This window comes from Algoriphagus aestuariicola, from assembly GCF_017254835.1.
GTDB lineage: Bacteria > Bacteroidota > Bacteroidia > Cytophagales > Cyclobacteriaceae > Algoriphagus > Algoriphagus aestuariicola.
The window spans coordinates 687308-710569 of record NZ_JAFKCW010000001.1 but is presented as its reverse complement, the minus strand read 5'-3'; the positions used below and the strand labels follow the sequence as shown (position 1 = coordinate 710569).

Genomic DNA, 23262 nt, shown 5'->3' with positions numbered 1-23262 from the left:
AAATTGGTTTTAATTGTTCGAATGAGGGTGGGACATAGAACTTCCACGCTCATTCAAAACCAATGGATCCAAAGTCTGAAAAAATTAAGCAGGCTCAATCAAAAAGTACCTTTGAAGGAAGATCAAGCGACTTCCAAGAAAATAACTTCAATAACCTAAGAGCGAAGCATTAGCACAGTAGTACCCGATACTCCCTCTATTTTGCTAAAATCCAGCATAGCGGCGTTGACGTCATTCAATGTGGTCGCTGCCAAATGCAAGATAACTCCGAACCCCGGCGCATCTCCCACCACCAATTGTTTTGCATTCGAAAGTGACAAACTTCTCAATGAATCTTTCGTCACATTCCTACCTTCGATTAAAATCAATGTCTCTATCATGTCGATTTGAGTTTGTTAAAAATATCCAATAAAAAATCCCTATACATATATTCCGGGAGAAGCTTTTGATTACCATTAAATTAAAAAAATAACAACCCGTTTCAAACGACTTTCACTCTTTCAAACTTAGAAGCAGATCAATTCGACACCATCTTTCGAATTATCAACCTATTTCAAATTGAAAGCCACGTCTAGAAATCACTTTAAGTTTGCTCGATTCATCCAATTAGTGGCCTGTCCGCCATCGCACTCTTCACATTGGCATGAAACTCGTTGATGGCTTTGGTATGAAAATACGGGTAAACGACCTTGTCTCTAAACCATGAACCACTGCGGTAAAAGGTATGGTGTGAGACCTCAGTTTTGCCATTCTCCAAGGCTGTAAAGCGAATAAACTGACTCCCTTGGGACTTGGAGTTTTCCAAATAACAAATCCTGATCAACCCTTTGCGTTGGTCGATTTCCATGACTTCGTGGCCTACTGTAAGCTGGATTACTCCGCCCAAAATATGGAGATCCAAAATAATTACCTGCCCCACTCCCATTCCTCCAAGATATTTCTGGCCGGGAAATACCACCTCGCCCGTCTCCCTAGAGAAGAGTTGCCTAAAATGGATCATCCGTCCGGACCAAGCCCTCCCCGGATCAATCGTCACATAGGTATTCCACACCTTTTCGATTGGCTGTTCATACACGTACTTCTCGAAATGCTGGTGATAGTTCGGATTAGACTCGAGGTAGCAAATGGACTTCAGCTTGGCATAAGGCGAAGTCTTCGGAATCGGGGCCGCGGGTGCGTTCGAACTCATCAACCTTTTATATTAAATGGGAAATCGCCCCAAAGAAAGGGAAAGCAAGGGTTTCGCAAAATTGTTTTACGAAAAAGGGAGCTCCTCACTCCCTTCTTTTTTGTCGTAAAGGTCTAATCCTGCCTCCCCAGGAGTGGATCCGAAATACTGTCCAGACCGTTTTCCAGCCTTCCCGCAAAAGACCATGAAAACCCATCTCCTGTAACCGTAAAATCATACCAGCCCTGCGAGGACTCAAAATCCAATTGCTCCGATGCTATAACTCCGGGCTTGATCGCTATCGTTTTTTGCTGCTCTCGATAGGCATTTTCGGTCAACTTGGCTTGAATTCCTTGATTGGAAACAGAGTCCAGTGTGCCAACACGCTTTCCTTTCAATTTGAAGTTGGGTTTGAGATTCAACTCAAGTCCAGCATTCTGTTCATTACCGGAGTATTCCCTGTAAAACCCATTTGGACCATGCAGCCGCAGGTGGTATTCCCCATTTTCGAAGTTTTCCAAGGGCCAGCTGTATTCAAGCGCATCTCCGGCTTTCACTGCAAAGTCCCAAGATCGGGCCGATTCCCATTTCCCGGTTTTGGAATTTCTATAGCCTCCTGGCGCATAGACTTGGAAAGGTGATGCCCAGGCATCTTTTCCAAAGATTTCCTCCGAGACCTCCATAAGAATCGAAAACTTGCCGCCCTGCAATTTGCCAGAAACCCTCAGGTCATAGTTGAGCGCATTGGAAGGCCGTGTTCCCGACTCCTGAACAGGCAAAGCGCCCTCCCTTCTCAACTTGGCCGCAGTCCAGTCCCTGGCCTGTGAAGCTGGTATTTTGACAAAATTCTCCGGGAGTCCCTTAAACTGAGCCTTGTGGATTTCTTCCATAAACGCATTGCGGTCGAGGGGTTCCAAGCGCTCCAAGGCGTCGCCTAAATACGGCCGAAAAGCGGAACTGAGGTCGCCGGAAATATTTCTGCGCCAGCCGCTGATATTGGGTTCAGACACACTCTCCCCTGTTTTTTTGCTGAGGAAAGTCTCTAAAAACTGAATCGTGGACGTAATATCCGACACTTGGGAATTGACCCAACCGCCGCGAGTCCAGGGGGAAGCCACGATCAAAGGCACTCGGTAGCCTAAACCTACGGAGCTTTGCCTTGCATCTTTTTCGCTAAATCCAGCTTTCAACTCTTCGTCTCTCGTCACATACTCGCCTGTCACATCCATTCCCTTGGAGATGACGCCTTCTTCCCTATCCCGCGGGTTAGGCACCACGAAAGGCGGAACGTGGTCGAAATAGCCGTCATTTTCATCGTAATTGAGAATAAAGATCGTCTTTTTCCAAACTTCCGGATTCTGGGTCAGGATGTCTAAAACCTCCGAAATGTACCAAGCTCCATACCATGGCGCGCTCGGATGGTCTGAAAACTTCTGCGGGGCAACGAGCCAGGAAACCGTTGGCAGTTTCCCTTCCTTCACATCTGAGCGAAACTGGTGCAGGATGTCGCCTTTAGGCACGGACACTTCTCGTTCCTCTCCGTTTTCGGTATATCGGATCTTCTCGATCTTATGATAGTCTGGATCCCCGCTGTTTACCGTGAAAGCTTTGGCATGAAGGCTTTTTTCAAATTCGGGGAGTTTGTCAAAGTTTTTCGGATCGTATTTTTCCAAATAGTTGATCACCTGCGGAAGTTCTGCCCTTCTTTTTTCCAGCTCTGTCCTGTACTTCTCGTCCGCGTCTTGAGGCAAGCCCTCCCTTTCGATGCGGGCAAATTCCGTCTCAAGCTCCTTTTTCCTATAAACCAAAAACTCGTAAAAGGCCGGGCTGAAACGCACATGGTATTGCTTAAACCACTCCAGGTTGTTGTCCGTGAAGTTGGCCAAAAGGGAATCATCCTCTACGAGGGTGTCAAGGCTGATTTCGTTTTGGTAGACACGCCAGGATATTCCAAGTTTCTCCAATCGCTCTGGAAAAGTCGCCCAATCCCCTTCTCGGTCATAGGTCAACTCTCCATTTCTGACCTTTGCCTTTTCTCCGTCTTTCCCATGAGTTTTACCCGACCAGAAATAGCTGCGATTGGTTGTCGTACCGGTCAGCGCTGCACAGAAATGCTGATCAAAAACCGTAAAGGCATCCGCCATGGCATAGTAGAACGGAATGTCCTGCCTCGTATAGTATCCCATCGTGAATGGAATATGGCGATAGTCTTTGTTGCCGGGACGCTTTGCCTCGATCCATCCATCATATTTGCCATGGTTGCGGGCATCTACCTGATCTGTCCAAGAATGCGGCACGCCGCTCATCCAAGTAGCCTTGGTCTCTTTGATATCCAATCGGAACGGCGGAAAACGAGTCCCCTCTCTATCGGGCTGCATCCACACCGGAAACTGGTCTGGGATGGATATGGCCCGAGGGTCGCCAAAACCCCTCACGCCACGCAGTGTGCCGAAACAGTGGTCAAAGGAACGGTTTTCCTGCATGAGCATCACCACATGCTCGGCATCGTAAAAAGTCGTACCCGGATCGGGACTGATGGCCAAAGCCCGCTCGATCGAGCCGGGCAACACTTGCCACATTCCCGCGGCACCGCTTAACAAAGCGGCTTTTTTCAAAAACTCTCTTCTGGATTCAATCATGGGTTTAAAAATAGAAGGATAGTAAGAAATCGTCCTTACGCTTGGGATTAAATTACCATGAAGAGTGCGGAATGGACTAGCTGGCGTGACTTTGGGATAGATTTGTAAATCGGATAGGGTCACGGAGCCAAGCTTCTCCGAAGTGTATTACCTAAAACCATCACAGCTTAATCGAATCTAAAATCAGGTTGGAAACAAACAAAATCTTCTTTGCCGGTCTTCCCTAACGTACGATATTCCGGATCGCAAATCTTAAGCTTCCAAAACAATTCAAATCCGGAACGGAATCTCTCCAAATCCTGTAAATCAACATTTTAAATATGGCAAAGATATTGCCGTCTATTTGCGAACTTTACAAGGAACACCCCTGTTCACTACACATATCAATTATTCATAATTTCTTTTTTCGTTTTGGGAAGTCAGTTTAACAAGTGGGAATATTTTAAGATCGTCTTGGTTTTGGGCGCCCTGTGTACAATCAGCCCATTCTCAATTGACATGTACCTTCCGGGTTTTCCGGAAATGTCGCGTGATCTGGGCACTTCCATATCCAATGTTCAACTTTCGTTGACCGCTTATCTGGTCGGGATCGCAATCGGACAGCTGTTCTACGGGCCTCTATTGGACAGATACGGTAGGAAAAAACCATTATATATTGGCCTCGGCATCTATGTCCTGGCCTCGATCGGCTGCGCGCTTTCACAGTCGGTTGAAAACTTAATCGTCATGCGATTTTTGCAGGCGATAGGGGGCTGTGCCGGCATGGTATCCGCCCAGGCGATAGTGCGGGATATTTTCCCGGTGGGAAAAACCGCGCAAGTTCTGTCCCTGCTGACTTTGGTAATCGCCGTTTCGCCTATGATAGCGCCCACTGTCGGTGGATTTGTCACTGCCTACTACAATTGGCATTGGAACTTCATCATCTTAGCGGGACTGACATCCTTAATCTGGTTGGGCGCTGTGACGGTGCTTCCAAATGGCGCCGATCCAGATCCCGAAATTTCCCTTAAACCAACCAAAGTTTGGAAAAACTATGGTATCGTCCTCCAAGACCGCCAGTTTCTGGTTTACATGCTTGTGGGCGGATTGGCCGGAGCGGCACCGTTTGCGTATATCGCGAGTTCAGCGGATGTTTTCATGAACATCTATCAGGTGAGCGAACAGACCTACGGATGGATTTTCGGCATTTTGGCTTTTGCTATGATAGGCTCGACCCAGCTCAACCATTGGCTTTTGAAAAGATACAAAAGCCAGCAGATCATCCACTTTTCAATGCACTACCAGGTGTTCACAGGCATTCTCTTGATCATCGGCATCTATGCCCAATTATTGAATGTCTATACCCTAGTCGGCTTGATGTTTCTCTTCCTGACCGCCCACGGCCTCAACAGCCCTAACACAGCCGCGTTGTCCTTGGCTCCTTTTTCAAGAAATGCCGGGAGCGCTGCGGCCTTGCTTGGCAGTATGAGGATGGCAATGGGCGGTGTGGTATCTGCCGTGATCAGCTTTTTCCATGACGGCACCGCCCTTCCCATGGTGGTGGGAATGGCTGCATGTGCGGCGGCTGGCTTCATCATACTCAAGGCCGACGAGATTATTCCGGGGACGATCAGCAAAACCTGGAAAGGATCGGCGTTGGGGAGCTAACATAGTCCGTTTTTCTCCTAAATGTCGATTTGCTAAGGAATTGAGAAGATTGTCAATAAATTTTCAGATTCAGGTAGCGAAACGCAACTCAATTTCTCACAAAAAAAGCCGCCTCTCCAACCTGGAGGCGCGGCTTTTCCATTGACTATACCTAAGATTATTTTCTAATAAACTCCAACAGAAGCTCGTTGAGCTGCTCCCGGTGGGTCAGGTTCAGGCCATGAGGCGCACCTTTGATAAGCTTATAGGTGTTATCGGCGATTCCTTTAGCAGCCTGCTCCGCTGAGGACTTGTAGGGCACGATGTTATCCGCGTCGCCATGGACGATGAGCGTCGGTACGTTGACGTTTTTCAGCTCATTCCTGAAATCGGTGCTAGCCCAAGCCTCCGCTGCCTTGATCGTGGCGATAGGCGAAGCGTGGGAGGCGATGGAAAAATCATAATCCAAATTCATCTCGCTCATCTTGTCGGTATTTTCATCGTAATTATAAAAATTACGGTGAAAGTCCTTCAAAAAACCGATTCTGTCCGTTTTCAAGGTGGCCAAGATGCCATCTAAATTCTTTTGAGGCACTCCTTCTGGATTGTCTGTTTTTTGGGCGACCAGCGGAATGATCGAGGCAACCAATGCTGCCTTGGATACTCGCTCCCCCCCATAATCAGTGAAGTAGCGCACCACTTCTCCCCCACCCATGCTGAAACCAACCAGCGTTACGTCGTCCAGTTTCAAGTGGAGAATGAGCTGACGCAGATCTTGCGCCAACGCACTATAGTCGTAGTCTCCCCACGGCTGGGAAGACCGCCCAAATCCTCGTCGGTCGTAGGCAATCACACGAAATCCGTCCTCGACTAGTGATTGGACCTGTCCTTCCCAAGCCTGGTGGCTCAGCGGCCAGCCATGGATCAGTATTACCGGCTTTCCATCTCCATAGTCTTGATAGAAAATCCGCACGGGTTCTTTCCCCTCGTTGTGTTTCAAAAAAGGCATAACATTGATTTTTAGTTGAAATGATACAAAAGATGGCCGAAGGGGGCGGGTGAGGAAAGGTCAATTTCTATTTAGATACTCAGTTTTGCATCGAATAGTTGTCTGAAAGGACGATAAAAAACATCGTTTCCGGAAAAGCCAGATCAACGTCACGCCTTGAAAAGCATAGGGAAAAGAACTTTGGAAGCCATTTCCCCTTTTTCTGCTATTTTTGCACCTCAAAAAACACCCAGAGATGTCTATCGCCAGCAAATACGATCCGGCCCAAGCCGAGGCCAAATGGTACGCCTACTGGATGGAGCACAAGCTTTTCTCCTCCAAAATCGATCCCAGCAAGGAACCCTACACCATTGTAATTCCTCCGCCTAACGTCACCGGCGTGCTTCATATGGGCCATATGCTGAACAATACCATCCAGGATGTACTCATTCGCCGTGCCAGAATGCTCGGCAAAAACGCCTGCTGGGTACCCGGTACCGACCACGCTTCCATCGCCACTGAAGCCAAGGTAGTCAACATGCTCAAAGAGATGGGAATCGACAAAAAATCGCTCACCCGGGAGGAATTCCTGAAATACGCCTGGGAATGGAAGGAAAAGTACGGGGGAATCATCCTAGAACAGTTGAAGAAACTTGGCGCATCCTGCGACTGGGATAGAACTGCCTTCACCATGGATCCGGCACTCAGCAATTCAGTCATCACCGTCTTCGTGGATCTGTACAAAAAAGGAAAAATCTACCGCGGCATACGCATGGTCAACTGGGATCCAAAAGGACAAACCGCCCTCTCGGACGACGAAGTGATCATGAAGGAGATTGCCTCCAAGCTATATTACATCCAATACAAAATCGAGGGAACTAAAGATCAATTCCTGACCATCGCCACCACCCGTCCGGAGACCATCATGGCCGACGTGGCCATCTGTGTCAATCCCAACGACCCGCGATTTACGCACCTGAAAGGGAAAAAGGCCCTCATCCCTCTCATCAACCGAGCCATCCCAATCATAGAGGATGAGTATGTGGACATGGAATTTGGTACGGGTTGCCTCAAGGTGACTCCAGCGCATGACATCAATGACTACGAGCTCGGCCTCAAGCACAAGTTGGAGGTCATCGACATCCTGAACGATAACGGCACCCTGAACGAGAAGGCCCAGATCCTAGTCGGGGAAGACCGCTTCATTGCCCGAAAGAAAATCGGAAAGCTTTTGGATGAAGCCGGGCAACTTGAAAAAATCGAAGACTACAAGTCCAACGTCGGCCATTCCGAGCGTACTGATGCAGTGATCGAGCCGAAGCTTTCCTTGCAGTGGTTTCTCAACATGGAGGAAATCACCAAACCGGCGTTGAAATCTGTGATGGAAGACACCATCCAATTGCACCCCTCCAAATTCAAAAACATGTATCGGGCTTGGATGGAAAATGTTCGAGACTGGTGTATTTCGCGCCAACTCTGGTGGGGTCACCGGATTCCGGCATTCTACCTTCCCAACGGAGAATTTGTTGTAGCCAAAACAGCTGAAGAGGCTCTGAAGCTTGCCAACGAACAATTTAGAAGCAACTATACCCTAACGGATCTGACGCAGGACGAAGATGTGCTCGACACTTGGTTCAGCGCCTGGCTATGGCCGATTTCGGTTTTTGACACCGACGTGTTCGCCACTGGCAAGCCCAACGAAGAGCTGAAATACTATTATCCAACCAATGACTTGGTCACAGCGCCTGAGATTCTTTTCTTTTGGGTGGCGAGGATGATCATTGCAGGCTATGAATATTTGGGTGAAAAACCTTTCAAAAACGTATACCTCACCGGCATCGTTCGGGACAAGCTGGGCCGCAAAATGTCCAAATCCCTGGGGAATTCCCCGGATCCTCTGGAACTGATTGCGCAGTACGGAGCGGATGGAGTAAGGACAGGAATGCTCTTCTCCTCCCCTGCTGGAAACGATCTGCCCTACGACGACAAATTGGTCGAGCAGGGCCGAAATTTTGCCAACAAAATATGGAACGCCTTCCGATTGGTCAAAGGTTGGGAAATCGACCCCTCTCTGGATGGCTCATCCAACGAGGCAAGCATTGCCTGGTTTGAAAACCGCTTCAACGAAGGTCTCACCGAGATCAATGAGCATTTCGAAAAATTCAGGATCTCCGATGCCCTGATGGCAACTTACAAGTTGGTGTGGGACGATTTCTGTTCTTGGTACCTTGAGATGATCAAGCCCGCGTACCAGCATCCTATTGACCAGCAAACGTATGACAAAACGATTGAGATTTTCGAAGGCATTTTGAAAATCCTGCATCCTTTCATGCCATTCATCTCCGAGGAGCTTTGGCATCAAATCAAGGAAAGAAGTGTCGAGGAATCCCTGATTTTGGCGACTTGGCCAAAGGCCGAAAACTTTGATCCGAAAATCATCGAAGAAGCAAAACAAGTCTTTGAAGTCGTGTCACAGGTAAGAAACCTACGAGCTTCCAAAGGAATGTCTCCCAAAGAAGCCCTTGACCTCAGCATCAACGCCAAGAATCCCGAGCTCTACACCCAATTCGCAACAGTGTTGAGTAAACTGGCGAATCTGTCTTCCCTGAATTTTGCCGATAAGGTAGACAACTCCATGAGCTTTGTGGTGAAGGCCGACGAGTGCTTTATCCCAATGGGAGACTCGGTCAATATCGAAGAGGAGAAAGCCAACATCCAGAAAGACCTGGAATACACCCGAGGCTTTCTAAACTCTGTCTTAAAAAAGCTCAGCAACGAGCGTTTTGTCGCAGGAGCCCCGGCCAACGTCATCGAAATGGAGCGGAAAAAGCAGGCTGACGCCGAAGCCAAAATCAAGGCGTTGGAAGAAAGCCTGGCGAAGTTGGGATGAGAATTAAGTCCGGAGCCTTTCGACTCCGGATTTTTTGTGAGGCCAAATAAATCCAACCTTATCCCAATAGAATAAAACTAATTGCTATATTGAAAAATTACTTCCGTTAACATCACCCTTAGTACCCAACTCTTCTTCAATGAAAAACCCATACTTCCAAAGATTATTCCCCGTTATTATCACATTAGGTTTTATCTCCTGCAACGAACAAGCTGAACCTGTCCCGACTCCTCCTCCCTACCCTGACTTGTCCATATTTATGGATCGCTTTGAAGCGGAAGCGAAGGCTCGTGGTTTAGAAATTGACCTTTCAGGCGTAGAGTTCGCTTATGCGGACGAAATAAAATTTTCCAACGGAACAAACTCCTGCGGATATGGCTGGAGTTCTCACCCTGAAACTGGCAAAAGAACAATCTTAATTTCAAAATCACCCAATTGTGGATGGGCTACACTGTCAGATGTGAAGCGTGAGCAGTTCTTTTTCCACGAAATTGGGCATGCCTTTCTCAACCTTGAGCACGACAATAGTCTGCTTTGCGATGGAAAACCGACCACATTGATGAACGGTAATATTCTTACCTTAAATTTCTTCGACGGTCCCTCAGAAAGCAAAACGTACTATGTAGATGAACTTTTCGACCGCTTGGTTGCGAATACGAAATGCATCGATTTTGGACAGGACTGGGACATTAATCCAGTTTTCAGAAGGCATAAAACTGGGGAAGAAGGCTGGAATTTCTATAACTCCAAGGGTACAATGACTGGAACCCGACTACCCGACAATGACTTAGCAATCAGCTCCGTGCCAGGGAAAACCTCCACCGAAACGGGCTACTGGTTCAGACAGCTTAATTCACCAAACATCCCTCAAGGCGCCAAGGTGACCTTGCGAACCAAAGTCAGCTCCGCCGGACTTAATGGTCCCGGTGCAGCCATTGGGCTTAGGGTATATGACACACAACTCGAAAATACGGGAGCAATTACCAGGGAATCGCTTGTCCTCTCCACAGAGGCAACTCCTGTTAACGGAGTTTTGAACAAGAAAAATCTAGAAGTCAGTTTTTCCAATTTCTCCCGAAAAACCATCCACTTGATCCCTTTTGCAGTGATGATGCCTGGAACAGAAGGAGAAGCAAATTTCGAAGACTTTGAGATTATAGTGGAAATGCCTTAACCGAACTTGCCTTTAACCTTAGAAGCATATACTGGCTAAAGCTCCCGAATCTCAAGATTCTTAAATATCACCCCCTGCCCCTCGCTCTGGAGACCGATATAGCCGGACTTCAGCGCGGTACCGTCCACCTTAATTTCGGGGTCGAAGCGGTTGGCGACGCCGCCACCGATCTGAGGTTTACTATAGGTCAACACGGTGTCGCCGTTGACCAAGTGATGTACGATGGAGTCTTGGTACACGATCAGCTCCGCCTTCACCCATTCATCCCACTGAAAAGTAGGCGAGCTGGAGTTGATACAATGGCGTGGATCTATCTTTCCCTCGTACACGACATCAGTTCCGGGTGAGCACATGTTGCCGGTGGGACGGGCTACTCCGACTTTCTCTTCAGCCAGCATCTGATACTCCACAGAGATCGGCCAGTCCTGCTCCTTTAGTATAGAATTTGGAGATTGGGAATGGTACATGATGCCGGAATTACGGTAGGTGTAACTGGCGGCATCTTTCAGCCACTCATCGGTGAATCTGTATTCCCACTTCAGGTGGAATGAGGCAAACGGCTTTTCGTAAAATAGATGCCCATAACGCTCCTCGAAGGGGCCATAGTCTTGATAACTCACCAAGATCGCTCCATCCTCGACCCGAAATGTATTGGCGAAATTTTCCCCTGCGTCGTGGTGATGGATCTTTGGAATCCAGCCGGAAAGGTCCTTTCCGTTGAAAAGCGTTTGCCACTCTTCAGAGGTGATGGGAGCGGGAGTTTCCAGCGCTTCGGTTTTGCCGACTTTACTCGCTTCGCTAGAGCATGAGACCGCAATGCCCGCCGCAAATAGCAGAGCAAGTAGATTTTTGATCATGGTAAAAATGTTTAGAAAAAGGAAAGCTAAAAAAATACTATCAGCTATCCAGATTTTCTACACGAAGATCAAGCTCAGCTTTCAAATTCTGCGCGTTCACGACAAAGCGGAATATTTTTGGTTCGATGCGCACCACGATCTCCGAAGGAGTGCCCATCAACTCTCCGTCGATCTGAAACTTGGCTTTCGATAGGTTTCGGATTTTACAATTTTTCAAAGTCCAATGACGGAATGCTTTTCCGTCAACCTTTTCGCCGGAAATCAGCCCTTTAGAAAGCTGGATCAGATCTTCCACATCCTGAACATGAACCGCTATCACCTCGAACCATCCGTCTGCGAGCGAGCTTTGGGGGTTGATGACTGCACCAGTTCCGTAACGGTCGCCATTGGCAATGACCAGCATATGGGCCTCTATTTGGATTTTCCCCCGGTCTGTCTCCAGCTCGAATTGGGAAATTTCCGTGGAAAAGAGCTCGGCCAAAGAGCTTTTGAAATAAGCAATCATTCCGCGGGAATCCCCTTCCTCAAAGCGATGGATAAGATTGGCGTTGAATCCGAAATCGGCAAGGTGCAGACACAAGTGATCTCCGATCATAATGCCATCCATGCCTACAGTCTCCATTTTGCCCAGGGCTTGCAAGGCATCATCGAGAGAATTTATGCCGAGGCATCTCGCCAGCCCGTTGGCTGAACCAAGCGGAAGTATCGCCATCGGACAATGCTCCCAAGCGCAATCCGCAGCCAGCTTTACTGTGCCATCTCCTCCAGCGATCAAGATCAGCTGATATTGGCTTGCCCTGAACCTCCTTTTCAACGACTCCTCATCCCATTCTCCCTTAGTTTCAAATACGTCCAATTCCAATCCGGGCAGTATTGCCTTGACTTCAGCAGCCAAGTCTGTGGCATCGACTGCCTCGGATCCCGCATTGGGGTTGACGATCAAAAGAGCTTGCCCTGCCATTTTCAAAATAGATTTTGTTTCTCTGCTATGTCTATTGCCTCTTCTGTATTTTCCACAAAAAAGAACTCGGGGTACTTTTCAAGCCTTTGCTTGATTCGATCTTCCTGTTTGCTAGGGTTGACGACGCGGATAAACACGGCCAAAACCCTTCCGGGAAACTCATTTGATATTTCATGGTAAATCTCGGGATCGTGCTGCCCACTATCTCCAATAAGTGTCCAACGCATAGCCGGAAACATATTGAAGAGCAGTCGAAGTTTTTCCAGCTTGTGATAGTGTCCTCCTCCACCCGACTTCCAGATATTTTTCAGGTTGATGTGTTGATCCTTGAGCAGAATGGGGCCTTGTGGAATATTCCTGTATCGAAGAAAGTCCCTAATGAGGTCAAAAAGTGACCAATCACTGCTGGAGACGTAAAAGAGGGGAAATTCTCCTCTGCGCGTCAGTCTCTCGTAAAAGGCCGATACGCCTGGCAAAGGCCTGCGGGTGTATGCATTTTTGGAAACGGAGAGCCAAAGTTTCTTTCCTATATCCGTAGAGTGGGAGATCAGTACCGTATCGTCGATATCGGAAATCACTCCCCTTTCTGAAAAAAAACGCTGGATCTCCAGAAAGCCATTTTTTACGCGCGTGCGGGGTATCGGCTCGAGCTGAAATGTCACCTGGTCAATTCGCTCATTTGGCTCAGGGATCATAGCCTCAAATACGCCGTCCTGATCTGTCTCAACCTCCCACTCACTCTCCCCAAGGCTGATCCTCACCTTTAGCCCCGGAAGTGTGACGACGGAATACCGGCGCACGGCAGCGAGCACATTTCTCAACCAGTTGTTTTTGGAACGGGGCCTGCTCTGCTTGTAGGGAGAGATGACCCTCCCTTTCACAAATAGCTCTTTGCCATTTCCAAAGGCCAGAAAGGGTTCAATGCTGACCTCGTCCAACTTATCCGCTTCGCGCAAAGCACTTCTTCTTTTTGTTGCCATAAAAAATACAATCGTTTGAAAGTAGATGGCAACAAAAAGGCCGAAATTTTCCTCCTCTAAAATAAAGGACTTGTGTCAATGCTTCCAATCGTAGCGATCAACCTCCTCGAGGCAAGCGACGAGTAGGTCAATGCTGGCAGCTATATCGTGTTTGTGGGCCATCTCAATAACTTGGTGCAGATGGCGCGTTGGAATGGAAATCGCGCCCGCGATAGCGCCTTGTTTGCCCATTCTTTGGACTCCGGCCGTGTCAGTTCCGCCAGCGGTCAGAATCTCCGGCTGCCAAACTACATGGGACGACTCGGCAGTTTTCTTCATAAAGTCGACCATCCGGTAATCGCATATCGTCATAGCGTCCATGATTTTTATGGCAGCCCCCTTTCCGAGCTCGGTGACACGCTCATGTGGCTGGGCGCCAGGCACATCAAAGGCAATCGTGGTATCCAAGGCGATTCCAAAATCCGGATTGATACTGTGGGCGGCTACATTGGCCCCTCTGAGCCCTACTTCCTCTTGTACTGTAAAAGTTGCATAGACGTCGTAGGCAGGATTTTCCAGCTTTTTCAACGCTTCGATAAGAATGAAAACCGCCACGCGGTTGTCGATCGACTTGCAGTTGACACACTCTCCCATCTCTATCAGTTCACGGTCCCGGGTCACCGGATCACCGATGGAAATAAATTTCTCAACCTCCTCTTTAGGCATCCCCAAGTCAATGAAAAAGTCAGTGGTCTTTGGCAGTTTGGCCCTTTCTTCAGGACTCATTACATGGATGGGTTTGCTTCCCATCACTCCGATCAAATCTTTCTTTCCGTGTACGATCACCCGCTGGGCCGTGAGGGTTTTGGGGTCAAAACCTCCCAAAGTGTGGAACCTCAAGAAGCCGGAGTCATCGATATGCGTGACTAAAAATCCGATCTCATCCATGTGGGCTGCAACCATCACCCGCTTGCCATCTGGATTTCTCTTGCCTTTCCTGACCGCGATGACATTGCCGAGGTTGTCGGTTTTCACTTCGTCGGCCAGCGGTTTCACCAATTCCACCACAAGGTCTCTCACTCTTTTTTCGAAGCCGGGCGCTCCGGCAACTTCACAGATTTGCTTTAGTAGGGGTACGTTTATTTCCATTTCTCTATTGTTCAATTTTCGCCCAAATTAAAACATTTGGGAGCATTGCCGGCCCCAAAAAAAGTAAAAAGGCGCAAAGTGTTGGACTTTGCGCCTTCTGGAAGTAAGCCAATCGGCCGATGGCTAATAGGCCCTGACGGTCTTGCCTTCCATATAGTTTACAAATGCTTTGTTGACCACTCGGGTACCTCCGGAAGTGGGATAATCCCCTGTAAAATACCAGTCACCAGTGTGGTTTGGAATACACTTGTGCAAGTTATCGACAGTTTGGAATATCACCTGAACCTCCGCTTTGATTTCCGCAGAGGTGACGATCTCAGCGACCTTTGCGGATATTTCATCGTCGGTAAAACTACTGTATACTTCCTTCACAAAATTCTCAAAATCATGGGGATGTGCCACACATTGTTCGTACACTCTATCTAGCACGTTCTCCATTTTCCTTTCCTTTAGCAGAGCTATCGCCGCGCGAAAAGCGATGAATTCCTTCATCCTTGACATATCGATTCCATAACAATCCGGGAACCGAATCTGAGGCGCTGAGGATACTATGACGATTTTCTTGGGATTGAGTCTGTCCAATGTTGTCAGAATGCTCTTTTCCAAAGTAGTACCCCTTACAATACTGTCATCGATCACCACGACCGTGTCCACTCCTGGCCGGATCACCTCGTAGGTGGTATCATAGACACTGGCTACCATGGAGTCGCGCTCGTCGTCACTGGTGATGAAGGTTCTCAGTTTTACGTCCTTGCTAACCAACTTTTCTACCCTAGGGCGGAAACTGAGCAATTCGCCCAAATCCCCCATGTGAGGTTTGCCGTCAAGGAAGATCTCTTTACGCTTTGCCACCAAATAGTCCTCCAAGCCCTCAATCATCCCCAAGAAAGCTGTTTCGGCGGTATTGGGAATGTAGGAAAACACGGTGTTTTTCAAATCAAAGTCTATTGACTTTAGGATCTGTGGAATCAGGGCCTTTCCGAGATTTTTCCTCTCCTGATAAATCCCTGGATCAGTACCCCGGGAGAAATAGATTCGCTCAAATGAACAGGATTTCTTTTCTCTAGCTGGCAAAATTTCCGCTTCTTCAAAACTTCCATCTTTATTGACCACGAGCGCATGGCCCGGCTTGATTTCCTTGATGGAATTGAAATCGATATTGAAAGCAGATTTGATCGCCGGCTTCTCAGACGCCACGACGATGACCTCATCATCCGCATAGTAAAAAGCCGGTCGGATGCCTGAAGGGTCCCTTACCACAAAAGAAGACCCGTTGCCAATCATGCCAGCCATGGCATAGCCACCGTCAAAATCACGGCAGGATCTGCGTAGAATCCTAGCCACGTCCAATTCATTTTCGATCACATGGGTAATCTGCTCATTGGAATATTGATGCTTGTACTTGTCGAAAATCCGCTGATTTTCTTCGTCCAAAAAGTGTCCGATTTTCTCCATCACGGTGACGGTATCGGTTTTTTCCTTGGGATGCTGTCCAAGCTGAACGAGTTTACTGAACAGCTCCTCGTTATTGGTCATGTTGAAATTGCCAGCCATGACCAGATTCCGACTTCTCCAGTTGTTTTGCTTGAGAAACGGGTGACAAGTTTCAATGCTATTTTCACCGTGTGTGCCGTACCTCAAATGGCCTAGCCACACTTCACCGGTAAACGCAATATTGTTTTTGAGCCATTCAGCATCGGAAAGGGCATCGTGACCTCCGAGTTTTTTGGCCTTCTTGTACTTCTTGGCAATTTTATCAAAGATGTCATTCACCGCCGAAGGCTCAATGGAGCGATAACGGCTAATATAGCGCGTCCCCGGCTGGGTGTTGAGTTTGATATTCGCAACACCGGCTCCGTCCTGGCCCCGGTTGATTTGCTTTTGCATCAGTACGTACAGCCTGTTTGCTGCAAATGAAGCAGTTCCGTACTTGTCAATGTAATATTGAGGGGACTTACGCAGCCTGATCATGGCTATTCCGCACTCGTGTTTTATAGCATCACTCATGGAGGGGCGAATGTTCTATTGAGACATCAAAGGTAAGAGATTTCAAAAGATTTATTTCCGATAAAAAGTTCGCTTTTGTAGAATTTTATATGGTCAGCAGATCATTAACCCAATTCTGCATTTGACTGCCTTTTTGACCCGTTTCCGCCTACAAGTCGGGGAAAGTCTACCCAATAATCCAATTCTGCTTTTTGCAAAAATGCCTTCAAAAGGCCAAAATCCGGCTTGGCATATCCTTCGCAGCGTGTTTCCCAACAGAAACTCGATTTTTCAAATAAAAATTCGGGTTCTAACGATTAACAAAACCAAAAACCAAGACCATGAAAAAGACCGTTTTAATGTCCGCAATGATGATGGCCGGGCTTTCATTGGCTGTCCGCGCGACTGCCGATGTATCGCGCGCATTGACGGAAGTCTCGATGCAGGAAGAACAGATCCAGATCAAACCGGACGACCTGCCCACACCAGTCAAACAGACGATCGCTTCAGACGAAACATTGAAAGAATATCCCGTAGCTGAAGCGTGGCAAATCAAAAGCGTTAGTGGCAAAGTCACCTACAAAGTGGGCTTCGACAACGGCACGGCCGATAAATTATGGAAAACGTACGACCCACAGGGTAAGGAAATTACAGAGTAAGTTGCTAGATCCCCTTTATTTTAAAAGCACCTGACATTAGTCTGGTGCTTTTTTTGTTCATTTTGTATATTAAACAAAAAAAGAATGCCTCAGATACTATTGGTTGAAGATGACTTGACGTATTCCAGGATTGTAAAGACTTTCCTGGAAAAGAATTCGTTTGACGTGATGACGACAACTAAAGTCAAAGAAGCCCAAAATATCCTAAATACCGGAAAGTTTGATCTTATCATCGCTGATTTTCGCCTGCCTGACGGGACGGGAATGGAGCTTTTACAATGGGCCAAAGCTCATTTTCCAAGGTTACAGGTTATTCTCATCACCCACTATTCAGATATCCGCATCGCTATTAAAGCGATGAAGCTGGGGGCTTTCGAATACATTACCAAGCCCATCAATCCTGACGAACTCTTGGCTACCGTCAAGGAATCCCTTTCCCAAAAAGCCGTGGAAAAAACGGTGGAATCTCCCAAAGAAGCAGTCACTTCGAAAGTTCAGAAACCAAGTGCCGCCTCAACCTACGTTACGGGGGAATCCCAAGAAGCAGAAAAGCTGGAAAAACACATCCATCTCGTAGCCCCAACTGATCTGAGCGTGCTAGTCCTTGGCGAGACCGGAACAGGCAAAGAGTTGATTTCCAAAAGAATCCATGAATTCTCCCAAAGAAAAAACGGACCTTTTGTAGCGATTGACTGCGGAGCTCTTCCTAAAGATCTAGCTGGTAGCGAGCTTTTCGGCCATGTGAAGGGAGCCTTTACCGGCGCGTTGGACAATAAAACGGGGCACTTCGAGTCCGCCAACGGTGGAACCATCTTTCTGGACGAAATAGGCAACCTCAGCTACGACGTGCAAATCCAGCTCCTCAGAGCGATTCAGGAAAGAAAAATCAGAAAAATCGGAGGAAACAAAGAAATCGACATTGATGTCCGCATCATCGCCGCGACCAATGAAAACCTTACCTCCCAGTCTGGAGATGCGGTATTCAGAGAAGACCTTTACCATAGGCTCAACGAATTCACCTTGTACGCAATACCTCTCCGTCAGCGAAAAGCCGATCTCGAGTTTTTTGTCAATGGATTTTTGAGCGAAAGCAACGAGCGGCTGAATAAGTCCATCAAAGGGCTAAGTCCCGAAGTATGGGACATATTCTACAACTATGACTGGCCGGGCAATCTACGGGAGCTGCGAAACATTATCAAACGGGCCGTACTGCTATCTTCCGGCGACAAGATCGAAAAAGAGGCACTACCGCTGGAACTATATGACACGGCATTTCTCTCAGAAAGACCGCTTCCCACAGCGGCCCCGACCTTCCAAGCGATCACGAGCACTCCCTCCGCAGCCTCCGCACCAGGACAAGACTACAAGTCGCAGTGGAAAGAACAGGAAAAAGAACTAATCCAAAAAGTGCTACAGGACACCAGGTTCAATAAATCCAAAACAGCGCGTATCCTGAACATGGACAGGAAGACCTTGTATAGCAAGCTTGAAAAATACGGTTTGGAATAAGGGATTAGGCCACTTCTGCTATCTTTTCCTTTAACGCTGTCAAGATCTTATGCGTCTCTCTATCAAGTGATGTAAGCGCTTCCTGCACGCCATGGTAGTTGTTGATTTTTAGGCTGTTTTCAACCTTTCTTGCCATCGGTCCCGCCTTGCTCTTGATTTGTCCAAGGCGGCTTCCCAGTTGATGGCAGATTTCGAGGATTTCCGACCAGCGGTTGTTAAGCCTTGCTCTCGTGATCTTCTGCAAGTCAGTTTCTGTGTCACGGATCAAATCCCTGACGATATCGGTGAGAAGCTCTTGGTCTCCCATGCAAAACTTCTCCAAATCCGAGAGGCTATAGAGTTCATCGGTATCCTGCTCCAACTCAGCCTCCCGATCAGCGGCAAGCTCCAATCGAGAAGGAAAAAAAGTAGCCAAAACGGAAATCAGCTTGTTTTCTTGGAAAGGCTTTAGAATCAGATTGTCAAAGCCCTCTGCAAAAAGTCTTTCCTTTTCCTCGACAAACACATTTGCAGTCATGGCAAGAAGTGGCAAACTTTCGTACTCCTCATAGTTCTTGAGAGCTTTGGCCACGTCAAACCCCGAAAATTCGGGCATCTGTATGTCGATCATCGCCAAGTCCAATGGAATCGGTTGAAACTCGTCCCGGAATGACTGCCCCCCTGGAAACGAAACCACGTTTGCACCGAAATAAAGCAGTACGGTTTCCAAGTAGCGCAGGCCTATCCGATCGTCATCCACCAGGAGAATATTCAATCCATTGAGGTCAATAAATTCTTCCCCTTCTGGTGCCTTGACCGTTTCCAAAGCGGGAGTCAGGTCCATAGGTATGCTCAGTCGCATGGTTGTGCCTTTACCAGGACTGCTTTCTGCACGAAGTTCCCCGTTCATCAAGGTGGTTAGGCGTTGGACGATGGACAGTCCCAGTCCCGTCCCTCCAAATTTCCTGGAGATGGAGGTGTCAGCCTGATCAAACTCATGGAAGACTCGTTTCAACTCGTCAGCATTCATTCCTATACCCGTATCCCGGATTTTGATTTCAAGGTGGTTATTGATCCAGGCGACATCCACATCGACGGCGCCTTCTTGGGTAAATTTGAACGCATTGCTCAACAGGTTATTCATAACCTGCTTGAGTCGGAGGTCATCGCCGACCAACCAGTTTTCCTCGGGAAGATTCAGCCTCCAGTGAAACCGAAGCTTCTTTTCTTTGGCAGTAAGCTCAAAAAAGCTTTGGATCGAGCCAAATAGTTCAATGGGATCGAAGGGATGCTTCTCCAGCTTGAGCTTGCCCGCCTCTAGTTTGGAAAAGTCAAGAATATCGTCCACGATTTCCATGAGGGTGTCGGATGCAAACCCAATCATTTTCAAATGTGACTTGTGTTCAGATTCCATGTCCGATTTCTCGAGTATAGCTCGATAGCCTTGGATGACGTGCAGGGGATTGCGGATTTCATGGCTCATGTTAGCCAAAAACTCTTGCTTGGATCTGGCAAGCCGGTCAGATTTTCTTCGCGATTCGAGCAGGTCTTCTTGATAGGTCCAATTGAGTTTGATCTCCTTGAGTACTGTAAACACCAAAAACAACGTCCCCAAGACCGCGATCGCGACGACGATCACCAAGAAAAAAGTCACTTCAAATACGAGTCCTGAAGCTTGACTGCTTTGCTCATTCGAGGCTAGAATCGCCTTGGACTGCAGGTCTCCAATCAGCGTCTGTATCGTATTTCCGATGTCATTTTGTTTCCTGGAAAGATCCGCTTCCAAATTTGCCAATTTTTGGCGTTGGGAAGTTTCTTCTCTATAGATTCTACTGATCACTCCTCTCAGCGAATACAAAACGCTGTCTGGATCGGGCGCATCTGTTGCCGACGATAGCGGCGCGTTTTGTTCCTGCAGCCTTCTTATGTTGGTGATCAGCTGCTCCTCGTCCCGGGTGATCATCCCCGACCTGAGATCCTGGCGACTGGTAGTTTGCTGCTGCAGTTCGTTGTAAATGTAGTTTTTGGGATTAAGCTCCTGGAGCGGCCTATATTCCATACTTTGGGCTCTCCGCCTTATCCCAAGTTCCACCCTGTTCAGCGCTTCCTGGGAGAAATTCCTCGTCGCAAGGTTTCTTTTGACTTCATAGAGATCCACATAGCCATTGATGAGAACAGCGAGGTTATCACGAATCGTCTGGACACTCTGCTTTTCGAGCGTGTCCGCGGCCAGCTGGTCCAGTTCGTCCAGCTTTTCCTGGAGGAGGGAAATCGTCGAGTCATTGACCCTGACATCAGCCTTTAGACTGTCCCCTCCTACGCGAGTGATTCGAAAAATCTCGGTCTGTAGGTTGTTCAGCAAATCCAGTTTATGGTTGGGCTGGGCTAGCTGCCTGACAGATTCCTCCAGTTGGTTTAGGGTAAAATAGGTGAGCCCAGCTACACTGATGAGAACGCACACCGCGACAAAAAAACCCGCGGCAACTTTTCTGCCTGTGGAAGTGATTGAGGTAAAGGGCTTCATGTACTTTAAATGTGAGCTTCTTCCAGCCCAACAACTATTCCAAAAGACTCAAAACTTCAACAAAATGTAGCCTTGGGGCACATAGGTAGTAATCGTCGTCAACGCAGAGTGCGCCACCCGCACACCGGGCCAAAGGTCGGTTTGGGTCAGATTTCTGGCCCGGAGTGATTGCCCGCAAACCATGATATCCGCCCCTACAGTCTTCAATGCCTCAAACACCTTGGTATTGGGATTGTCTACTTCAAACCTCCCCTGATAGTTTTTGTCATTAAGCAGTGTGAAAATCGCACCGCCGTGTACAACCACTTTGACCTTGATATTTTCCTTCGGCACTCCCGCCAGACCGTGTAGGTTTATCATCCGGGCTATGTTATCAACCCATCTGGACACTTGCTTGTTGTCTTCCGCTCCAGTAGAAAGATCCACCAGAATCCTATATTCCAACGTGGAATCGGGACGCTCGGTCGCCTCAGGAATTTCATAAATCCCCCCAAAGTCCCTGACAATTGGAAATTGGGCGGTTTGGGAGTAAGTGCTAAAAGTGAAAATCATCAAAACCCCAATAAGGGTCATTTTCAAAGCCTTTTTCATGGATGAGAATTTTTTGAAAAGTAATTAAAAATAAAGCTTGCAGAGGGCATTTAATCAAAAAAGCCTGATCGAAATACGACCAGGCTCTGTGCGCATGAGAAGATTCGAACTTCCACACCCGAACGGGCACCACCCCCTCAAAGTGGCGTGTCTACCAGTTTCACCACATGCGCGTTTTAGGGTCTGCAAAAGTAGAAATCCAATTCAATCGATGCAAACGCTAATCAAGGATTTCTAGACTTTTTTTCAGTTTTATCCAAAAACCTTCTTTTCCGCAGACTGCAGCGTGTTGTACAGCAGCGCGGCGATGGTCATTGGCCCTACCCCACCGGGTACCGGAGTGATGGCTGAGGCCTTTTCGGCGACCTCGTCAAACTTCACATCACCGATCAGCCTAAATCCTGACTTCTTGCTCGCATCTTCGATTCGGTGAATTCCGACGTCAATCACGACAGCACCAGGCTTCACCATGTCTGCTGTCACAAACTCCGGCTTCCCAATCGCCACGATTAGAATATCGGCAGTCCTGCAAATCTCCGGAAGGTTTTGGGTTTTACTGTGGGTCAAAGTTACCGTAGCATTGCCGGGATAGCCATTTCTGCCCATCAAGATACTCATCGGACTTCCCACAATATGGCTTCGGCCGATCACGACGCAGTGCTTTCCTGCAGTTTCGATTTGATATCTTTTCAGAAGCTCAATGATGCCGTAGGGTGTTGCGGCAACATAGGCGGACCAGTTGAGCGTCATTCGTCCCACATTGGCGGGAGTGAAGCCGTCCACGTCTTTTTCCGGTTTGATTTTGTTGGTGACCTTGTCCACGGAGATGTGCTTGGGAAGAGGGAGCTGCACGATCAAGCCGTCGATGTCGGAATCGTTGTTTATGTCTTCCACCACTTTGAGGAGTTCCTCCTCAGAAATCGAAGCGTCCAAACGAACAAGTGTGGACTTAAACCCCACTTCCTCACAAGCCTTTACCTTTGCGCCCACGTAGGTTTGACTGGCTCCGTCACTTCCCACAAGCACCGCTGCCAAATGGGGAACTTTACCGCCTTCAGCTTTGATTTCTGATACGCGGGCAGCTATCTCATTTTTGATTTCGGCAGATGTTTTCTTTCCGTCTATTAGGATTGGCATATCTTCAATATTGGATGTTTTTCAATAAATGCGAGCTACGAAACTAGAGATACGGGGAATGATGAAACCTCATTTTGGAAAATTCGTCCTTGCAGTTTTGAGACTTGCGACCAAGATTGCAATCAATTCATTGACCTCGATCAACAACGTTTTAAATTCCTCTACAAGGGTCTGATCCCTATTCACTCTTTGCAATATTTCCAGAAAATATTCGCTCTCGTCAGCTTCTTCCTCCGCAATCTTCAATTTGTTTATAAAAACGGCGTTGGACTTCCCCCTGAGCGCTGCTCTTTAGTTTGCTCCAATTGAGCTTGAACAGCGCAGCAGTTGGTTGACATAGTTGTTATACTCCCTACTGTTGGGAATCTTTGAGCACAAGAGCCAAACATCGATAGCAAACTTCTTTGTTCTGTCTTTCAGTGATTGGCTCATACGCTCAACTATCCGAGTAATACCGTATTTCGTT

The 23262-nt window shown here is 47.8% G+C and carries 17 protein-coding genes, 1 tRNA gene and 1 pseudogene; 5 read left to right on the top strand and 14 right to left on the bottom strand.

Annotation, left to right across the window (positions count from 1 at the left end; genetic code table 11):
• Nucleotides 1-155 precede the first annotated feature (155 nt).
• The 3 genes from J0A67_RS03010 to J0A67_RS03000 all read right to left on the bottom strand — a co-directional run bounded on the left by J0A67_RS03010 (nucleotide 156) and on the right by J0A67_RS03000 (nucleotide 3807).
• A complete protein-coding gene (locus J0A67_RS03010) occupies nucleotides 156-380 on the bottom strand; it encodes a hypothetical protein (RefSeq protein ID WP_206567786.1) in 225 nt (74 codons plus the stop codon).
• A 218-nt stretch (nucleotides 381-598) separates the two neighbouring features.
• Nucleotides 599-1189: a hypothetical protein gene (locus tag J0A67_RS03005; protein ID WP_206567785.1), complete on the bottom strand. Its 591-nt coding sequence runs from the start codon at nucleotides 1187-1189 to the stop codon at nucleotides 599-601.
• A gap of 113 nt (nucleotides 1190-1302) precedes the next feature.
• Nucleotides 1303-3807 carry a phosphocholine-specific phospholipase C gene (locus J0A67_RS03000; RefSeq protein WP_206567784.1) on the bottom strand — a complete coding sequence of 835 codons (2505 nt, stop codon included), beginning with the start codon at nucleotides 3805-3807 and terminating at the stop codon, nucleotides 1303-1305.
• A gap of 411 nt (nucleotides 3808-4218) precedes the next feature.
• On the opposite strand from J0A67_RS03000, the gene J0A67_RS02995 reads away from it, so the two are divergent.
• Complete coding sequence (locus J0A67_RS02995) at nucleotides 4219-5454, top strand: multidrug effflux MFS transporter (protein ID WP_206567783.1); 1236 nt, start codon at nucleotides 4219-4221, stop codon at nucleotides 5452-5454.
• A gap of 157 nt (nucleotides 5455-5611) precedes the next feature.
• Here J0A67_RS02995 and J0A67_RS02990 read toward each other — a convergent pair whose 3' ends face one another.
• On the bottom strand, nucleotides 5612-6442 hold the full coding sequence (locus J0A67_RS02990) for an alpha/beta fold hydrolase (protein ID WP_206567782.1): 831 nt from the start codon (nucleotides 6440-6442) through the stop codon (nucleotides 5612-5614).
• 235 nt (nucleotides 6443-6677) lie between these two features.
• Between J0A67_RS02990 and J0A67_RS02985 the strand changes: the two genes are divergently transcribed.
• Nucleotides 6678-9311, top strand: coding sequence for a valine--tRNA ligase (locus J0A67_RS02985; RefSeq protein WP_206567781.1), 2634 nt, complete (start codon nucleotides 6678-6680; stop codon nucleotides 9309-9311).
• A 139-nt stretch (nucleotides 9312-9450) separates the two neighbouring features.
• Nucleotides 9451-10485 carry a hypothetical protein gene (locus tag J0A67_RS02980; RefSeq protein ID WP_206567780.1) on the top strand — a complete coding sequence of 345 codons (1035 nt, stop codon included), beginning with the start codon at nucleotides 9451-9453 and terminating at the stop codon, nucleotides 10483-10485.
• Nucleotides 10486-10520: 35 nt separating this feature from the next.
• Here the strand turns inward: J0A67_RS02980 and J0A67_RS02975 are convergent, their stop codons facing one another.
• From J0A67_RS02975 to J0A67_RS02955, 5 genes are all read right to left on the bottom strand, one after another.
• A complete protein-coding gene (locus J0A67_RS02975) occupies nucleotides 10521-11342 on the bottom strand; it encodes a 3-keto-disaccharide hydrolase (protein WP_206567779.1) in 822 nt (273 codons plus the stop codon).
• A gap of 40 nt (nucleotides 11343-11382) precedes the next feature.
• Nucleotides 11383-12303, bottom strand: a complete 921-nt coding sequence (locus J0A67_RS02970; protein WP_206567778.1) for a diacylglycerol/lipid kinase family protein — start codon at nucleotides 12301-12303, stop codon at nucleotides 11383-11385.
• 2 nt (nucleotides 12304-12305) lie between these two features.
• A complete protein-coding gene (locus tag J0A67_RS02965; RefSeq protein WP_206567777.1) occupies nucleotides 12306-13283 on the bottom strand; it encodes an App1 family protein phosphatidate phosphatase in 978 nt (325 codons plus the stop codon).
• Nucleotides 13284-13358: 75 nt separating this feature from the next.
• Nucleotides 13359-14411 (bottom strand): M42 family metallopeptidase, encoded by a 1053-nt coding sequence (locus tag J0A67_RS02960; protein ID WP_206567776.1) that lies wholly within the window; start codon nucleotides 14409-14411, stop codon nucleotides 13359-13361.
• A 123-nt stretch (nucleotides 14412-14534) separates the two neighbouring features.
• Nucleotides 14535-16418, bottom strand: coding sequence for an amidophosphoribosyltransferase (locus tag J0A67_RS02955; RefSeq protein WP_206567775.1), 1884 nt, complete (start codon nucleotides 16416-16418; stop codon nucleotides 14535-14537).
• 320 nt (nucleotides 16419-16738) lie between these two features.
• Between J0A67_RS02955 and J0A67_RS02950 the strand changes: the two genes are divergently transcribed.
• Together J0A67_RS02950 and J0A67_RS02945 are read left to right on the top strand one after the other, a co-directional pair.
• On the top strand, nucleotides 16739-17056 hold the full coding sequence (locus tag J0A67_RS02950; protein ID WP_206567774.1) for a hypothetical protein: 318 nt from the start codon (nucleotides 16739-16741) through the stop codon (nucleotides 17054-17056).
• Nucleotides 17057-17140: 84 nt separating this feature from the next.
• Nucleotides 17141-18565, top strand: coding sequence for a sigma-54-dependent transcriptional regulator (locus J0A67_RS02945; RefSeq protein ID WP_206567773.1), 1425 nt, complete (start codon nucleotides 17141-17143; stop codon nucleotides 18563-18565).
• A gap of 4 nt (nucleotides 18566-18569) precedes the next feature.
• Here the strand turns inward: J0A67_RS02945 and J0A67_RS02940 are convergent, their stop codons facing one another.
• The 5 genes and pseudogenes from J0A67_RS02940 to J0A67_RS23020 form a co-directional block, all read right to left on the bottom strand.
• On the bottom strand, nucleotides 18570-21068 hold the full coding sequence (locus J0A67_RS02940; protein WP_206567772.1) for a hybrid sensor histidine kinase/response regulator: 2499 nt from the start codon (nucleotides 21066-21068) through the stop codon (nucleotides 18570-18572).
• 48 nt (nucleotides 21069-21116) lie between these two features.
• On the bottom strand, nucleotides 21117-21659 hold the full coding sequence (locus tag J0A67_RS02935; protein ID WP_206567771.1) for a DsrE family protein: 543 nt from the start codon (nucleotides 21657-21659) through the stop codon (nucleotides 21117-21119).
• Nucleotides 21660-21748: 89 nt separating this feature from the next.
• Nucleotides 21749-21832: transfer RNA gene (locus J0A67_RS02930), tRNA-Leu, on the bottom strand.
• 79 nt (nucleotides 21833-21911) lie between these two features.
• Nucleotides 21912-22796 carry a bifunctional methylenetetrahydrofolate dehydrogenase/methenyltetrahydrofolate cyclohydrolase FolD gene (folD, locus tag J0A67_RS02925; RefSeq protein WP_206567770.1) on the bottom strand — a complete coding sequence of 295 codons (885 nt, stop codon included), beginning with the start codon at nucleotides 22794-22796 and terminating at the stop codon, nucleotides 21912-21914.
• A 69-nt stretch (nucleotides 22797-22865) separates the two neighbouring features.
• A pseudogene (locus tag J0A67_RS23020) lies at nucleotides 22866-23228 on the bottom strand (four helix bundle protein).
• Between the last annotated feature and the right edge of the window lie 34 nt (nucleotides 23229-23262).

What these genes read in the sequence shown, in the direction of transcription:
- J0A67_RS02965 (WP_206567777.1), bottom strand. Translation starts at nt 13,283, where the DNA reads ATGGCAACAAAAAGAAGAAGTGCTTTGCGCGAAGCGGATAAGTTGGAC.
- folD (WP_206567770.1), bottom strand. Translation starts at nt 22,796, where the DNA reads ATGCCAATCCTAATAGACGGAAAGAAAACATCTGCCGAAATCAAAAAT.
- J0A67_RS03000 (WP_206567784.1), bottom strand. Translation starts at nt 3,807, where the DNA reads ATGATTGAATCCAGAAGAGAGTTTTTGAAAAAAGCCGCTTTGTTAAGC.
- J0A67_RS02975 (WP_206567779.1), bottom strand. Translation starts at nt 11,342, where the DNA reads ATGATCAAAAATCTACTTGCTCTGCTATTTGCGGCGGGCATTGCGGTC.
- J0A67_RS02960 (WP_206567776.1), bottom strand. Translation starts at nt 14,411, where the DNA reads ATGGAAATAAACGTACCCCTACTAAAGCAAATCTGTGAAGTTGCCGGA.
- J0A67_RS03005 (WP_206567785.1), bottom strand. Translation starts at nt 1,189, where the DNA reads ATGAGTTCGAACGCACCCGCGGCCCCGATTCCGAAGACTTCGCCTTAT.
- J0A67_RS02990 (WP_206567782.1), bottom strand. Translation starts at nt 6,442, where the DNA reads ATGCCTTTTTTGAAACACAACGAGGGGAAAGAACCCGTGCGGATTTTC.
- J0A67_RS02945 (WP_206567773.1), top strand. Translation starts at nt 17,141, where the DNA reads ATGCCTCAGATACTATTGGTTGAAGATGACTTGACGTATTCCAGGATT.
- J0A67_RS02970 (WP_206567778.1), bottom strand. Translation starts at nt 12,303, where the DNA reads ATGGCAGGGCAAGCTCTTTTGATCGTCAACCCCAATGCGGGATCCGAG.
- J0A67_RS02950 (WP_206567774.1), top strand. Translation starts at nt 16,739, where the DNA reads ATGAAAAAGACCGTTTTAATGTCCGCAATGATGATGGCCGGGCTTTCA.
- J0A67_RS02980 (WP_206567780.1), top strand. Translation starts at nt 9,451, where the DNA reads ATGAAAAACCCATACTTCCAAAGATTATTCCCCGTTATTATCACATTA.
- J0A67_RS02935 (WP_206567771.1), bottom strand. Translation starts at nt 21,659, where the DNA reads ATGAAAAAGGCTTTGAAAATGACCCTTATTGGGGTTTTGATGATTTTC.
- J0A67_RS02940 (WP_206567772.1), bottom strand. Translation starts at nt 21,068, where the DNA reads ATGAAGCCCTTTACCTCAATCACTTCCACAGGCAGAAAAGTTGCCGCG.
- J0A67_RS03010 (WP_206567786.1), bottom strand. Translation starts at nt 380, where the DNA reads ATGATAGAGACATTGATTTTAATCGAAGGTAGGAATGTGACGAAAGAT.
- J0A67_RS02985 (WP_206567781.1), top strand. Translation starts at nt 6,678, where the DNA reads ATGTCTATCGCCAGCAAATACGATCCGGCCCAAGCCGAGGCCAAATGG.
- J0A67_RS02955 (WP_206567775.1), bottom strand. Translation starts at nt 16,418, where the DNA reads ATGAGTGATGCTATAAAACACGAGTGCGGAATAGCCATGATCAGGCTG.